Annotated in this window: 14 protein-coding genes; 8 read left to right on the top strand and 6 right to left on the bottom strand. The window is 71.9% G+C overall.

All coding sequences use genetic code 11. The annotated features are described in order from the left end of the window. The first annotated feature begins 4 nt into the window (after window positions 1-4). The 3 genes from O7598_RS20155 to O7598_RS20165 all read left to right on the top strand — a co-directional run bounded on the left by O7598_RS20155 (window position 5) and on the right by O7598_RS20165 (window position 3452). A complete protein-coding gene (locus tag O7598_RS20155; RefSeq protein WP_269692879.1) occupies window positions 5-883 on the top strand; it encodes a carbohydrate ABC transporter permease in 879 nt (292 codons plus the stop codon). A gap of 62 nt (window positions 884-945) precedes the next feature. Then, complete coding sequence (locus O7598_RS20160) at window positions 946-1707, top strand: carbohydrate ABC transporter permease (RefSeq protein ID WP_269694915.1); 762 nt, start codon at window positions 946-948, stop codon at window positions 1705-1707. Between the two features lie 32 nt (window positions 1708-1739). Then, entirely contained in the window at window positions 1740-3452 is a 1713-nt protein-coding gene (locus O7598_RS20165) for an amylo-alpha-1,6-glucosidase (protein ID WP_269692880.1), read from the top strand. An 8-nt stretch (window positions 3453-3460) separates the two neighbouring features. Here the strand turns inward: O7598_RS20165 and O7598_RS20170 are convergent, their stop codons facing one another. After that, the gene (locus O7598_RS20170; protein ID WP_269692881.1) at window positions 3461-4486 is read right to left on the bottom strand and encodes a LacI family DNA-binding transcriptional regulator; all 1026 of its coding nucleotides are present in this window, start codon (window positions 4484-4486) and stop codon (window positions 3461-3463) included. Between the two features lie 172 nt (window positions 4487-4658). On the opposite strand from O7598_RS20170, the gene O7598_RS20175 reads away from it, so the two are divergent. Genes O7598_RS20175 through O7598_RS20185 form a run of 3 tightly spaced genes read left to right on the top strand, consistent with a single transcriptional unit; the run spans window position 4659 to window position 8209 of the window. Then, on the top strand, window positions 4659-5984 hold the full coding sequence (locus tag O7598_RS20175; protein ID WP_269692882.1) for a hypothetical protein: 1326 nt from the start codon (window positions 4659-4661) through the stop codon (window positions 5982-5984). Beyond that, a complete protein-coding gene (locus tag O7598_RS20180) occupies window positions 5981-7054 on the top strand; it encodes an RICIN domain-containing protein (RefSeq protein WP_269694916.1) in 1074 nt (357 codons plus the stop codon). Before O7598_RS20175 ends, O7598_RS20180 begins: the two co-directional genes overlap by 4 nt. A gap of 27 nt (window positions 7055-7081) precedes the next feature. Further along, window positions 7082-8209 (top strand): mandelate racemase/muconate lactonizing enzyme family protein, encoded by a 1128-nt coding sequence (locus O7598_RS20185; RefSeq protein WP_269692883.1) that lies wholly within the window; start codon window positions 7082-7084, stop codon window positions 8207-8209. Here O7598_RS20185 and O7598_RS20190 read toward each other — a convergent pair. From O7598_RS20190 to O7598_RS20200, 3 genes are all read right to left on the bottom strand, one after another. Beyond that, window positions 8206-8946 (bottom strand): FadR/GntR family transcriptional regulator, encoded by a 741-nt coding sequence (locus O7598_RS20190; RefSeq protein WP_269692884.1) that lies wholly within the window; start codon window positions 8944-8946, stop codon window positions 8206-8208. The two genes, O7598_RS20185 and O7598_RS20190, sit on opposite strands and share 4 nt — an antisense overlap. Before the next feature lie 50 nt (window positions 8947-8996). Further along, window positions 8997-9863 (bottom strand): aldo/keto reductase family oxidoreductase, encoded by an 867-nt coding sequence (locus tag O7598_RS20195; RefSeq protein ID WP_269692885.1) that lies wholly within the window; start codon window positions 9861-9863, stop codon window positions 8997-8999. Between the two features lie 103 nt (window positions 9864-9966). Then, a complete protein-coding gene (locus O7598_RS20200) occupies window positions 9967-10464 on the bottom strand; it encodes a YcxB family protein (RefSeq protein ID WP_269692886.1) in 498 nt (165 codons plus the stop codon). Between the two features lie 460 nt (window positions 10465-10924). Here O7598_RS20200 and O7598_RS20205 point away from each other — a divergent pair, with 460 nt between their 5' ends. Further along, entirely contained in the window at window positions 10925-12244 is a 1320-nt protein-coding gene (locus O7598_RS20205) for a cellulose binding domain-containing protein (protein WP_269692887.1), read from the top strand. Window positions 12245-12352: 108 nt separating this feature from the next. Further along, entirely contained in the window at window positions 12353-12772 is a 420-nt protein-coding gene (locus tag O7598_RS20210; RefSeq protein ID WP_269692888.1) for a PPOX class F420-dependent oxidoreductase, read from the top strand. A gap of 3 nt (window positions 12773-12775) precedes the next feature. Here O7598_RS20210 and O7598_RS20215 read toward each other — a convergent pair whose 3' ends face one another. Next, on the bottom strand, window positions 12776-13774 hold the full coding sequence (locus O7598_RS20215; RefSeq protein ID WP_269692889.1) for an alpha/beta fold hydrolase: 999 nt from the start codon (window positions 13772-13774) through the stop codon (window positions 12776-12778). A 34-nt stretch (window positions 13775-13808) separates the two neighbouring features. Next, window positions 13809-14360: a DUF1772 domain-containing protein gene (locus tag O7598_RS20220; protein ID WP_269692890.1), complete on the bottom strand. Its 552-nt coding sequence runs from the start codon at window positions 14358-14360 to the stop codon at window positions 13809-13811. Between the last annotated feature and the right edge of the window lie 213 nt (window positions 14361-14573).

Raw genomic sequence — 14573 nt, forward strand, 5'->3', positions numbered from 1 at the left:
CGCCGTGAGCCGCAACCGGTGGACCGCCTGGGCCTTCCTCGCCCCGGTGACCCTCTACCTGCTGGCCTTCTACGCCTACCCGCTCTACCGCAACGTCGAGCTGAGCCTGCGGCGCTACACCGTCCGGTCGTTCGTCTCCGGCGGCGCCCCGTTCGCCGGGCTGGACAACTACCGGGACGTGGTGACCCATCCGACCTTCGGGCCGGCGCTGGCGCACACGGCGGTCTTCACCGCGGTGTCGCTGCTGTGCCAGTTCACCCTCGGGCTGGCGCTCGCGGTCTTCTTCCACAGGCACTTCCCGCTGTCGCGGACGCTGCGGGCGCTGTTCCTCGTACCGTGGCTGCTGCCGTTGATCGTCTCGGCCTCGACCTGGTCGTGGCTGCTCAACAGCGAGGCCGGCGTGGTCAACGCCGCGCTCGGGGCGGTGGGCGTCGACCCGGTCAACTGGCTGACGTCGCCGCGCTGGTCGCTGGTCTCGGTGATCATCGCGAACATCTGGATCGGCATCCCGTTCAATCTGGTCGTGCTGCACAGCGGCCTCCAGGCGATCCCGGACGACGTGTACGAGGCCGCGGCGCTGGACGGGGCGAGCGGGACGCAACGGTTCTGGCGGATCACGTTCCCGCTGCTGCGCCCGGTGTCGGCGATCACGCTGCTGCTCGGGCTGATCTACACGCTGAAGGTCTTCGACCTTGTCTGGATCATGACCCGCGGCGGGCCGACGGACTCGTCGACCACGTTCGCCACCTGGTCCTACCGGCTCGGGTTCGGCAGCCTGCTGCCCGAGTTCGGGCCGGGCGCGGCGGTCGGCAACCTGCTGATCGTCGTCGCCCTCGTCGGCGGGCTGAGCTACGTCCGGGCGCAGCGGAGGCCGCGGTGGTGAGGAGAGGACCGACCCGGGTCGCCTGGTGGCGGACCGGCCTGGGCGTGGTGTTCACCGCGCTGATGCTGTTCCCGGTCTACTGGATGGTCAATGTCTCGTTCACCCGCGACCGCGACCTGCGGGCCGACCCGCCGCACCTGTTCCCGGTCGACGGCACCGTCGAGGGCTACCGGGTGGTGCTGCGCGAGCAGTTGCCGTATCTCGGCACCAGCCTGCTCATCGGGCTCGGCACCGTGGCGCTGACCGTGGCCCTGGCCGCGCCCGCCGGGTACGCCTTGGCGAAGCTGCGCCCGCCCGGCGGCGGCGCGCTGAGCTTCGTGCTGCTGATCGCGCAGATGATCCCCGGGATCATCATGGCGATGGGGTTCTACGCCATCTATCTGCGGCTCGGGGTGCTGAACTCGGCAGCCGGGCTGGTGCTGGCCGACTCCACCATCGCCGTACCCTTCGGGGTGTTGATCTTCACGGCGTTCATGTCCGGCATCCCCGACGAGGTGTTGCAGGCCGCGCAGGTGGACGGCGCCGGCCGGTGGCGGACGTTCCGGTCGGTGGTGCTGCCGTTGAGCCGCGGCTCGATCATCACCGTGTCCCTGTTCGCCTTCCTCTGGGCCTGGTCGGACTTCCTCTTCGCGTCCACCCTGGACGCCGGCGGCGTCAGCCGGCCGATCACCCTCGGCATCTACCGCTACATCGGCAACAACAACCAGGAATGGAACGCGATCATGGCCACCGCCGTGGTCGCCTCTGTCCCCGCCACCGTCCTGCTGGTCGTGGCCCAGCGGTACGTCGCCGCCGGCGTGACGGCCGGCGCGGTCAAGGACTGAACCGTCCGCACGCCAGAAAGGCAGCCATCCCGATGACCGTCGCCCCCACCGGTCCGGCCTTCTCCGTCCGGGAGATCCCCTTCAGCCACCGCGGCTCCTGGCTCAGTGTCTCCCCCGTGGTCGCCGAGAACCGCTACGCCGAGGACCTGCACCTGGTCTCGCACCGCAACGGCATGCACCCGGTGCTCCGGTTCACCCCGTCGGCCGACGCCACGGTGGCGGCCCGGCCGGCGTTGCTGGGCTGGCACGACCGGGCCGGCCGGGTCGAGCTGACCTTCGCCGGCCCGGACACGGTGCGGCTGCGCGGCCGTGGCGCCGGGCTGCGGATCACCGCCGCCGCCGCCACCCTCACCCCCTTCAGCGGGACCTACCTCTACCACGACCCGGTGACCTCCGCGTCCGTGTTCACCTCCTACGAGACCGGCCGCCGCTATCGGGTCACCGTGCTCACCGGGGCCGCCGGCACCGTCGGCACGCAGGCCCTCGGCACCGCCGAGCGCGGCCTGGTCCTGCCCGCCGACCAGCCGTGGGAGATCGCGATCGAGGAGTACGCCACGGCCGCCGAGCCGTACGTGTCGAGCGAGGACTTCGACGGTCTGGTGGACGCCGGCCGGGCCGACTTCGCGGCGTTCGTCGACGCGGTCGCGCCCTGGCGCGACCCGGAGACGCCGGCTGCCGAGTTGGCCGCGTACGTGCTGTGGTCGGCCACCGTGGCGCCGGCCGGCTTCGTCACCCGACCGGCCACCCTGATGTCGAAGCACTGGATGAACAAGGTGTGGAGCTGGGACCACTGCTTCAACGCGCTCGCCCTGGCCGCCGGGCACGGCGATCTCGCCTGGCATCAGTTCCACCTGCCGTTCGACCACCAGGACCCGGCCGGCGCGCTGCCGGACTCGGTGACGCACTCGGAGATCCTGCACAACTTCGTCAAGCCGCCCATCCACGGCTGGGCGTTGCGGCAGTTACGGCAGCGGTCGGGCCGACCGGTGCCCCGGGACGAGCTGGCCGAGGTCTACCGGCGGCTGGCCCGCTGGACCACGTTCTGGCTGGAGCACCGGCGGGCGCCCGGCCGGCGGCTGCCGCACTACCAGCACGGCAACGACAGCGGCTGGGACAACGCCACCACGTTCGACGACGGCCCGGTGGTGGAGGCGCCGGACCTGGCCGCGTTCCTGGTGACGCAGCTGGCGTACCTCGCGGAGCTGGCCAGCGAGCTGGACCGCCCGGACGAGGCGACCCGATGGGCCGGCGTCGCCGGCGAGGTACGCGACGCGTTGCTGGGCGAACTGTGGACCGGTGAGCGGTTCACCGCGCGCGAGGTGTGGACCGGGCGGACCAGATCCGGGACCAGCCTGCTCGACCTCATGCCCGTCGTGCTCGGTGCGGACCTGCCGGCGGGCGTGGCGGCGACCCTGGCCCGGCGCGTGGAGGCCCATCTCACCGAGCACGGCCTCGCCACCGAGCCGCTGGACTCGCCGCACCACCTGGCCGACGGCTACTGGCGCGGTCCGATCTGGGCCCCGGCCACCGTCCTGGTGGAGGACGGGTTGCGCCGGGCCGGGCACCCCGGGCTGGCCGACGAGATCAGCCGGCGGTTCCGGATTCTGTGCGAGCGGTCGGGCTTCGCCGAGAACTTCGACGCCAAGACCGGCGCGGGCCTGCGGGACCGCGCGTACACCTGGACCGCGAGCGGCTATCTCCTGCTCGCCGGCGACGACCGCCGGCGGCGGGCGGGTCGGGAGTGAGTGCGCCGTCAGTGGGTGGCCCGGTGCGCCGGCACCGGACCGGTGCTGGCACGCAGCGAGATGGGTGGACGGTAGAGCCGGTGCCGGGGCGTGGTGTCGGGCGCGGCGATGCGCTCCAGCAGGAGCGACACCGCCTCCGCGCCCATGTCGACGATCGGCACGTCCGCCGCGGTCAGCGACGGCCGGAAGTTCTCCGCCCAGTGCCGCGCGGCGACGCCGGTGAGCGAGAAGTCGCGCGGCACCACCAGCCCGGCGCTCTCCAGTGCCCGCTGCATGCCGGGCAGGGCCGCCTCGTTGACGGTGGCCACGGCGGTGACCTCGGGGTGGGTGGCCAGCAGTTCCTCGACGCACGCCTCACCGGCGGCCACGTCGTCGCCGCAGCACACGTCGACGCCGACCAGCCCGCGTTCCGCGGTCGCCTCGGCGAACCCGGCCGACGCGCGGCTGCCCGGGCCGTAGCCGGCGGCGACCAGCTCGGCCGACCGGTTGACGAGGGCAACGTGCCGGTGCCCCAGGTCGGCCAGGTGGTGCACGCAGCTGGCGATCAGGCCGCCGTAGTCCACGTCCACCCAGCTCATCCCGTGCGGCCGGGCGGTGCGGCCGATGGTCACGAACGGCAGGCCGGTCTGCTCCAGCCGGGTCACCCGCTCGTCGGTGAGGCGGATCTCCATCAGGACCACGCCGTCGACCCGGCGGCCGGTGACGATCCGTTCGAAGGACCGGTCGTGGTCGCCGCCGGACGGCGACAGCAGCACGTCCAGGTCGACCCGCGCGGCGGCCTCGACCACGCTGGCCACGAAGCCGAGCTGCATGTCGGTGAGGCGCCTGCTCGCCGGCGGGATGACCAGGCCGAGGGTGCGGGTCCGGCCCTCCTTGAGGGCGCGCGCGCTGGCGTTGGGGCGGTAGTCCAGCTCGTCGATGACGGCCTGGATCCGCTGTCGGGTGGCCGCCGAGACCGGCCGCTTGCCGCTGAGCACGTAGGACACGGTGCTGCGGGACACCCCGGCACGCCGGGCGATCTCACCGATGTTCATCCCGCTCCCGGCAACGGTCGTCGAATCGGTTCACCTGGTGGGACGACCCTAGGGCGGGCCGCTCACGACTGTCAACGCATGCAATAGATGAGCCTCGATGTTGACCCGACCGACACCGGTTCTTAACATGAGACGTCATACCTATAGTCGTCGATACGCCGTGGAGGCTTCCGTGAACCCATCCGCCCTGCGCCGGCCGGCCGCGACCGGCCTCGCGCTGGCGACGGTGCTGGCCGGCGTCGCCGTGGCGGCCTTCGCCTCGTCCGCGTCGGCCGCCGTCACCACGCTCCACGCCTCCCCCGGCGGCACCGGCACCGCCTGCTCCGCGTCCCAGCCCTGCTCGCTGGCGACCGCGCAGTCCACCGTCCGCGCCACGGCGCCGGGCATGTCGGACGACATCGTGGTGGAGCTCGCCGACGGCGTCTACCGGGTCACCGCACCACTGACGTTCGGCGCGGCCGACTCCGGCACGAACGGGCACACCGTGCGCTGGCAGGCCGCCTCCGGAGCGCACCCGGTGATCAGCGGGGCGAAGCAGGTGACCGGCTGGTCGGTCGCCGACGCCGGCCGCAACATCTGGAAGGCGGGAGTCGGCGCCGGGCAGGACACCCGGCAGCTCTACGTCGACGGCCAGCTCGCCACCCGGGCCCGCACCCAGGCCAACCGGTCGGACTTCAGCGCCTCGGCCACCGGCCTGCGGATCACCAACGGCAACCTCAACTACCTGAACAACCTGGCCAACCCCGGCCGGATGGAGGTCGAGGGAATCAACTCCTTCACCGACCGCTACTCCCCGGTGCAGAGCATCAGCGGCGGGCTGCTCACCATGCGGCAGCCGGCCTGGAACAACAACAACTTCGGCTACGACACCCTGATGAACCCGTTCCGGGCCGGCCCGTTCTACCTGACCAACGCGTACGAGTTCCTCGACTCCCCCGGCGAGTGGTACGTCGACCCGGGCGCCGGCACGCTCTACTACATCCCCCGCCCCGGCCAGAACATGAGCAGCGTCGACGTCGAGTTCCCGGTGGTGCAGTCCCTGGTCTCCGTCGGCGGCAGCTACGCCAACCCGGCACATCACATCGCGTTCTCCGGCATCACCTTCACCGGCACCAGCTGGCTCGGCCCCAGCGGCAACCAGGGCTGGGTCGACCAGCAGACCGGCTCGTACATCGCCGGCACCTGGTCCTGGCCCGGGTTCGGCTCCTGCACCTCCGGCTGCCAGCAGTTCGAGGCGGCCCGGCCGAGCTGGTCGCAGATGCCCGCCGCGGTGCAGGTCTCGGCCGCCAACACCATCACGTTCAGCGACTCCAGTTCGTCAACCTGGGCCAGACCGCCATCGGCATCGGCAACGACGCCAACGCGCACGCCACCGGCGTGGGGCTGGGCGCCGGCGGCATCACGGTCACCCGCTCCGAGATCGCCCGCAACGCCGCCGGCGGCTTCGTCATCGGTGGCGTACGGGCCGACGCGCACCACCCCGGCGACACCCGGATGACCAACCGGGACATCACCGTCAGCAACAACCGGATCCACGACCTCGGCCTGGACTACCGGGGCGTCAGCTCGGTGCTGCCGACCTACGTCACCAACGCCACGATCAGCCACAACGAGGTCTACAACATGCCGTACTCCGGCATGACGATCGGATACGGCTGGGGCGCCAACGACGCCGGCGGCAACACCGAGTACGCCAACCGCGGCCTCTACAACTACCAGCCCCGCTACAGCACGCCCACGACCGCGTCCAACACCCGGGTGGTCGGCAACTACATCCACGACGTGATGCAGCAGATGAACGACGGCGGGTGCATCTACACGCTGGGCTGGAACCCGAACGCGCTGATCAGCGAGAACCACTGCCTACGGACCAACGGCTACTTCGGCGTCTACTTCGACGAGGGCTCGAAGTACTACACCGTCACCAACAACGTGTTCTCGAACACCGGCACCTGGGCCACCGCCAACTACTGGGGCGGCGAGAACATGGGCAACTGGACGCTCACCAACAACTGGTCGACGAACAACAGCACCAACGTCACCAACGGCGACCGGGGCAACGTCGTGTACGGCAACACGGTCGTGACCAACGGCGCCTGGCCCGCCGGCGCGCAGACCGTGATCAGCAACGCCGGCCCGCAGGGCACCGGCGGACCGACCACCCCGCCGCCCACCGGCACCGCCCAGCAGATCGTCGGCGCGCAGTCCGGCCGGTGCGTGGACGTGCCCAACTCGTCGACCACCAACGGCACCCAGGTCCAGCTCTGGGACTGCGGCGGCGCCACCGGCCAACGCTTCACCGTCACCTCCGGCCGACAGCTCCAGGTGTACGGGAACAAGTGCCTGGACGCCAACGGCCAGGGCACCAGCAACGGCACCGCCGTGATCATCTGGGACTGCAACGGCCAGACCAACCAGCAGTGGACCGTCAACGCCAACGGCACCATCACCGGCCAGCAGTCCGGCCTGTGCCTGGACGCCAACGCCGCCGGCACCGCCAACGGCACCAAGCTCATCCTCTGGGCCTGCAACGGCGGCGCCAACCAGCGGTGGAGCCTGCGCGGATGAGCCGGCGACCGGCGACGAGGAGATGACGTGAAGGTCACCGGCTGGCGCAGCCTGACCACCACGCACGACTGGGGGCGGTTGACCGGCGACGCCAACGGCGTGATGCCCGGCCCGCGTACCGACGTGCACGTGCTGATCGTGGAGACCGACGTCGGCCTGGAGGGGGTCGGCGTCGGCCCGCACGCCGGCGTGGACCGCGTCTTCCCGGCGGTCGACGGCCAGGATCCACGGGCCGCCCCGGCGCTGTACGACAAGATGCTGAACCAGGTGTTCAAGACCGGCCACGCGGGCGCGACGTTCGGCACGATCGGCGCGCTCGACATGGCGCTGTGGGACCTCAAGGCGAAGGCGGCCGACGAGCCGCTCTGGCGCACCCTCGGCGCCGCCGACCGGTTCGTCCCGGGCTACGCCTCCGGGCTCGACATCGCCCTCGACGACGACGCGCTCGTGCGGTTGTACGAGCGGTTCGCCGAGCGCGGCTTCGGCGGCGCCAAACTCAAGGGCGGCCACGACGTCGAACGGGACCGGCGAAGGCTGGAGGCGGTCCGGGACATTCTCGGCCACAACTGCGCCCACCCGGCGCTGATGCTCGACGCCAACGAGTCGTGGAACCGGGCGCAGGCGGTCCGGTACGTCGCCGCGCTGGAGCGTACCGTCGATCTGGCCTGGGTCGAGGAGCCGGTGCGCCGGTGGGACGCCGCCGGGCTCGCGTCGGTGCGCCGCGGGGTGCGGGCCGCGGTCGCCACCGGGGAGAACCTCACCGGGCTGGAACAGTACCGGCCGCTGCTGGACGCGGACGCGGTCGACGTGGTGCAGGCCGGCAGCGTCTGGGGCATCACCCACTTCCTGCGGACCGCCGCGGTGGCGCACGGGCGGGACCTGCCGGTGAGCCCGGTGGCCCACCACGTCAATCCGCTCGCGCACGCCGCCGCCGCGGTGCCCAACCACCTGTCCTGCGAGATCCAGGACTTCTCCTGGCCGCTCGGGCTGGACGTGGACCAGGAGATCGTGGACGGCGGCATCGTCCTCGGCGACCTGCCCGGGCTCGGCGTCCGGGTCGACGAGCGGCGCATCGAGGCCGCCCCGCCGGCCGCGTCGAGCGGGCCGCACGTGCGGCCCGACCGGGCCGGCCTGCGGCTCGTGCCGGACCGCTAGCCGGGCGGCCCTTCGAGCCGGCGCCGCTGCCAGGAGGTGACGATGTGGTCGCGCATGGCGCGTTCGGCGCCGGCCGCGTCCTGGCGGGCGATGGCGTCGACCACCAGCGCGTGCTCGTCGAGCGTCGACTCGAAGGCGCTCCGGTACGTCAGCCCGTGGAACCGGCTGCTCTCCATGGCCCGCCGGTAGAGGCGCTTGCAGATGTTCTCCGCCAGGCGGTTGCCGGACAACTCCATGATCGTGAAGTGGAAGACCACGTCCGCCTGGCGGAAGGAGTCGGTCTCGTGTTTGATCTCGCGCATCGCCGCCAGCGCGTGCTCGACCCGGGTCAGCTGCTCCGGCGTACGTCGGCTCGCCAGCGTGCCCGCCATGGCCGCCTCCAGGCTGCCCCGGACGATCGTCAGCTCGTCCAGCACGCCCAGTGACGCGTCGTTGTCGATCAGCGCGGACAGGACGACCGGGTCCAGCATGTTCCACGAGCCGACCCGGGCCACCTGGGTCCCGCGCCCCTGCGAGACCACCACCAGGCCCTTCTCCTCGAGCCGCTTCACCGACTCCCGGATGACCGTGCGGCTCACCCCGAAGTGCTCGCTGAGCGGCCCTTCCGGGGGAAGCATCTGCCCCTCGCCGAGCTGGCCGGTGACGATGAGTTCGACAAGCTCGCTCACCACCGCCACGCCCAGCCGCTCGGCCGGGCGGCGGGGCGGGAAGGCGAATCCGTCTCCGCGCGCCGTCATGGCGACACCCTAGTGCAGCGTCGCGCCCACCCGCGCCGACCGCGACCTGGTCACCCGCCGATCGCGTCCAGCTCGGCGAGCGCGTCGGCGGGCAGGTCCAGGGCCGCACCGGCGATGTTCTCGCGCAGGTGCGCGACCGAGGACGTGCCGGGGATGAGCAGGATGTTCGGCGAGCGGTGCAGCAGCCAGGCCAACGCGACGGCCATCGGCGTGGCCTCCAGTCGCTTCGCGACCCGCTCCAGGATGTCGGACTGCAACGGCGAGAAGCCGCCCAGCGGGAAGTACGGCACGAACGCGATCCCCTGCCGGGCGGTGGTGGCCACCAACTCGTCGTCGGCGCGGTTGGCCAGGTTGTAGAGGTTCTGCACGCACACCACCGGGGCGATCGCCCGGGCCTCGGCGAGCTGGGCCGCGGTGACCGTGCTCAACCCCAGGTGCCGGATCAGCCCCTGCTCACGCAGCGCGGCGAGCGCGCCGAACGGTTCGGCGATCGAGCCCGGCTCCGGGGTGTCGAAGCCGCCGACGCGCAGGTTAACCACGTCGAGCGCCTCGACGCCGAGGCGGCGCAGGTTGTCGTGCACCTGCTCGGTCAGCTCGGCCGGCGTGCGGGCGGGCGGCCATCCACCCTGCTCGTCGCGGCGGTTGCCGACCTTGGTCACGATGTGCAGGTCGTCCGGGTAGGGGGCGAGGGCCTCCCGGATGATCTCGTTGGTGACGTGCGGGCCGTAGAAGTCCGCCGTGTCGATGTGCCGGATGCCCAGCTCGACCGCCGTCCGCAGCACCGCCACGGCGGCGTCGCGGTCCCGGGGCGGCCCGAACACGCCGGGGCCGGCCAGTTGCATGGCGCCGTAGCCCATCCGGGTCAGGGTGAGGTCGCCGACCTGGTAGGTGCCTCCGGGAAGCTGCTCGCCGGTCATGGTTCCCTTCCGCGCGCCGGAGTCTCCGGCGGGCACCTCTCACGGTGCCCGCCGGCGGCCGGCGCAACCAGGTCCCACCGATCCCAGGATCGGCGGGGCCGGGTCACCGGGGCCGGAGCAGCCCGCGGCCGGCCATGAAGGCCCGCAACGTCTCGGCGTCCGCGTCGGACATCAGCCGGCGGGGGATCACGGTCGCCGGCATCCGGCCGACGTGGACGATCCAGAACTCCGGGTCGTCCGTCACCCTGGTGACGCCGTCCCAGGCGATGCCGCCGGACTCCGAGCCGCTGCGCATCATGATGTTGTCGTCGGTGATGTCGTAGCCGCCCTCGACGGCGTAGCCACCGGAACGTCGCCGGGCGCGCCACCGCACCCACGGCGCGTAGAGCATGGACAGCAGGCCGCCCACGAGCAGCGCGGTCCACAGCGACGAGAACCGGTCGTCGGACGCGAGCGCCGACGAGACGGCGAGGCCGACGGCTCCGACGGCCGCCAGCGCGGCGCCGACGTATCCGAAGCGGCGCAGCCGGACGCGGCTGAGCGCGGCGGCCACGCGGGCCGGGTAGGCGGGATCGGCCGGGACGGCGAAACGGATGTGCACGCCCGAACCATAGCGCCGAGCCCGCGCTGTTAACGCTCACGAGCGCCAGGCGGCGTCAAGGTTCGGAAATTTCGGCTGCTCTACCGAGAGTTTCGGACTCCACAACCGTCCAGAAAGTGCAGCTCAAAGCCAATCCGTTCACAAGGTACAGCCTCCGACGCGATCCGCGCTGGACGCTTGTTCCGCAACATGAGCAGTTGAACCTGTTATCGATAAACTGCTATCTTTCGGCACGGGGGGCGAAGGGCACGCTCCCGGTCACCGGCAACGCGCCGACGAGGGCACGCCTCTCCGTCGCCCGGTGACCAGTCCGGGCCGCCGCGCCGATGCCCCCGACCGCGAACCACCGCCGGAGGACCTCGCTCCTCGCCGGCCCCGCTTCTCCACGCCTCACCACGGGCGAACCCGCACGCGCACCACCGGCACCGGACCACCACCACTGGCAAGGAGGCACGCAACAGTGAAACGTACCCAGCTTCTCTCCACCCTCGCCGCCGCGGCCCTGATCGTCACGACCGCCGTCGGCGGCGTGCTGAGCGGCGGCCTCGGCGGCGCGGCGGAGGCCGCGACGAACGGCACGCTCGCCGCCACCGCCGGCTGCGGCAAGGCCCCCACCCTGAGCAACGGCACCCGCACCATCTCCAGCGGCGGCCAGAACCGCAGCTACATCCTGCGCATCCCGGACGGATACGACCGGAACCGCCCCTACCGCCTGGTCTTCGGCTTCCACTGGCTGAACGGCTCCGCGAACAACGTCGCCTCGGCCGGCTACTACGGGCTGCTGCCGCTGTCGAACAACAGCACGATCTTCGTCGCACCGCAGGGCATCGACAACGGCTGGGCCAACACCAACGGCCGGGACCTCACCCTCTTCGACGACATCTCCCGGCAGGTCGAGAACGACCTCTGCGTCGACACCACCCAGCGCTTCGCGCTCGGCTGGAGCTACGGCGGGGCGATGAGCTACGCGGTCGCCTGCGCCCGGTCCAGCGTCATCCGCGCGGTCGCCGTGCTCTCCGGCGCCAACCTCAGCGGCTGCAACGGCGGCACCCAGCCGGTGCCCTACTTCGGCATCCACGGCACCCACGACAGCGTCCTGAACATCTCGATGGGCCGGTCGCTGCGCGACACGTTCGTCCGGAACAACGGCTGCACCGCGCAGAGCCCGCGCGAGCCGGCCCTGAACAGCTTCAGCCACATCACCACCGTCTACTCCGGCTGCCGGTCCGGTTACCCGGTGCAGTGGGCCGCGTTCGACGGCGACCACACCCCCAGCCCGGTCGACGGCTCGGGCAGCCCGAACGACTCCCGGACCTGGACCTCGGGCGAGATCTGGCGGTTCTTCAGCCAGTTCGAGTCGACCACGCCGCCCACCACCGCCCCGCCCACGAGCACGCCGCCCACGAGCACGCCGCCCACCAGCACGCCGCCCACCTCGACGCCGCCCACCACCACGCCGCCGACGACTCCCCCGGCCACCGGCTGCGCGGCCGCCTACCGCACCGTCAACACCTGGCCGGGCGGCTTCCAGGGCGAGGTCACCGTGGCCAACAACACCACCGCCACCGTCAACGGCTGGAACGTACGCCTGACACTCGCCTCCGGGCAGGCCATCAGCAGCCTCTGGAGCGGCGTCAACACCGGCACCACCGGCACCGTCTCGGTGCAGAACGCCCCCTACAACGGCACGTTGGCCCCGAACGCCTCGACCACGTTCGGGTTCACCGCCACCGGCAACGGCGCCACCGCGCCCGGCAACGTCACCTGCACCAGCTCCTGATGCGACACGTGGGCCCGGAGCCGTCCGGCACCGGGCCCACGGTTCCCCTGCGTGCGGCACCGGCGGTACGTACAGTGCGGAGACAGTGCCGTCGCGAAGAGGAGAACCATGTCGAAGCCGCCGCTGCCCGAGCCGGCCGTTGCCATGCTGCGCAAGCCCAACCCCGCCGTCATCGCCACGCTGCGATCCGACGGCCAGCCGGTCTCCGCGGCCACCTGGTACTTGTGGGAGGACGGCCGCATCCTGGTCAACATGGACGAAGGGCGGCGCCGGCTGGGGCACCTGCGCAACGACCCCCGGGTCACCCTCACCGCGCTCGACGAGCAGGGCTGGTACACGCACCTGAGCATCGTCGGGCGCGTGGTCGAGCTGCGGGACGACACCGACCTGGCCGACATCGACCGGCTCTCCCAGCACTACACCGGGAAGCCCTACCCGCGGCGGGAGCGCGCTCGCGTCACCGCGCTGATCGAGATCGACCGCTGGCACGGCTGGGGCGCGCTGAAGGACAACAGCCAGGTCGGCTGAGTCCTACCGCCCGGGGGCGTGTGTGCGCAGGAACTGCCGTACGACGGCCTGGAACTCCTCCGCACGAGGGCTCAGCCAGAACCCGAGATGGTCCTCGTCCGGCATCCAGCAGTGCCGCGCTCCCCGGATTCGCGCCGCTGCCTCCGCGCCGTGCGCGAACGGCACGTCGCCGTCCTGGGTGCCGTGCACGACGAGCGTCGGCGCGACGATCCGGTCGAACCCGATCCGCATGGCCCGCGTCCGCTCCGTGTCGTTGTCGGTGCCGGGCCACCGCCTCTCGTAGGGGAAGGTCGCGTCGAACATGGCCGCGAAGAACCGCCTGGCCCCCTCCGTACGCATGATGTGGTCCACCCGCTCCGCCTTGCGCTCGTCCGAGAACGTGCTGGTCTCGTCGAGCGTGCCGGCGACGATCGACCGCATTGAGGCCGAGGCGGTGAGCTTCACGATCTTCTGGCCGACCGTGTTCATGACGGCCGACCGCAGGGCCGAGGCGGGCGCGGCATTCGGGTCGGGTCGGGCCACCCCGCTGACGGACACCAGTCCCCACACCCGCTCCGGATGGCGGGCCGCGAACGTGTAGCCCACCGGGCTGCCGGCGGAGACCGCGAAGACGCCGACCCGGTCGATGCCGAGCCGGTCGAGCAGGGCGGCCAGCAGGTCGGCTTGTTCGTCGAGCGTACGTCCGCTGCTCAGCGGCGTGCCGAGGTAGCCGGGGCGGGACGGGCTGAGGATTCGGTAGCGGTCACCCCGCAGCCAACCGGCGAACAGCCGGCCCTGGTCCGCGCCGCCCAACCCGGCGTGCACGGACAGCACCACGGGGCCGTCGGCGCCGTGCAGGTCGTACTCGATCGGGCCGTGGGCCGTGTCGACGGTCCGCAGGTCGAGCCGGACGCCGGGCAGCAACTCCCGTCGTGGGTCGAGGTCGACGCCGCCGTCCCAGACGACCAGCAGCGTCACGGCGAGCGCGGACAGGCCGAGAAGCGCGCCCCCGGTGGTGAGCACGACCCTTCGTACCCGGGCCCGTCGCGACGTCCGGTCACGCGTCGGCACTGGTCCTCCCGGTCCTGGCGGGCGCGGCGAGGTCGACGACGAGCACGACGAGCACGAACGCGGCCAGCGCGGCGACGGTCCGGACCAGGTTGAACATCTCCCAGCGCCGCAGCAGTTCCGCGTGCTCGGGCGGGACCGAGCTGACCGCCCAGACCTTGATCCGGGCGTTGATCGGCACATTGCCGAACCGGGTGACCAAAAACGACGTCAGGACCAGCGCGCCGGCCGAGGCGGCGAGCAGCCGCAGGCGCCCACGGTGCAGGACGGCGAGCGCGACCGAGCCGACCAGCGCCAGACCCATCGTGGTCTGCACGACCGGCCCGTTCATCCGCATCAGCGCGGAGTGAAAGGTCAGCCGCACGTCGAGCGGCACGACCTTGAACGTCTGTACGACGTTGACGGCGCCGTAGCCCAGCGCGCCGGCGAGCAGGCCGCTGGAGAGCAGCGCCAGCCCTCGGACGGTGCGGAGGAGCCGACCCGCCGCAGGGATCGGCCGGTCGGTGCCGGGCGTGGGCGAAGTGGTGTGCACCTCGGACATGGCTCTCTCCTTCGGAGCGATCGACGCGACGACCGGGACGAACCGGCCGGGTGGAAGTGAGGATGCCGGGCGGACGGCGTGCGGTCGTCAGGCGCCGGGAGACACTCGGCACTACCGCCGGGGGCGTATTCCGGCGGGATCTGCGTCCCCGGTGGTAGCCACCGCTACGCCGGTCGGGGGACGTGCGCCACGCCCCGCTGGCCTATCGTTCCG

This window comes from Micromonospora sp. WMMC241, from assembly GCF_027460165.1.
In the GTDB taxonomy this organism is placed as follows: Bacteria; Actinomycetota; Actinomycetes; order Mycobacteriales; family Micromonosporaceae; genus Micromonospora; species Micromonospora humi.

Coding starts and splice junctions, on each gene's coding strand:
- O7598_RS20160 (WP_269694915.1), top strand. CDS start 946: ATGCTGTTCCCGGTCTACTGGATGGTCAATGTCTCGTTCACCCGCGAC.
- O7598_RS20165 (WP_269692880.1), top strand. CDS start 1,740: ATGACCGTCGCCCCCACCGGTCCGGCCTTCTCCGTCCGGGAGATCCCC.
- O7598_RS20170 (WP_269692881.1), bottom strand. CDS start 4,486: ATGAACATCGGTGAGATCGCCCGGCGTGCCGGGGTGTCCCGCAGCACC.
- O7598_RS20180 (WP_269694916.1), top strand. CDS start 5,981: ATGACCAACCGGGACATCACCGTCAGCAACAACCGGATCCACGACCTC.
- O7598_RS20190 (WP_269692884.1), bottom strand. CDS start 8,946: ATGACGGCGCGCGGAGACGGATTCGCCTTCCCGCCCCGCCGCCCGGCC.
- O7598_RS20195 (WP_269692885.1), bottom strand. CDS start 9,863: ATGACCGGCGAGCAGCTTCCCGGAGGCACCTACCAGGTCGGCGACCTC.
- O7598_RS20210 (WP_269692888.1), top strand. CDS start 12,353: ATGTCGAAGCCGCCGCTGCCCGAGCCGGCCGTTGCCATGCTGCGCAAG.
- O7598_RS20220 (WP_269692890.1), bottom strand. CDS start 14,360: ATGTCCGAGGTGCACACCACTTCGCCCACGCCCGGCACCGACCGGCCG.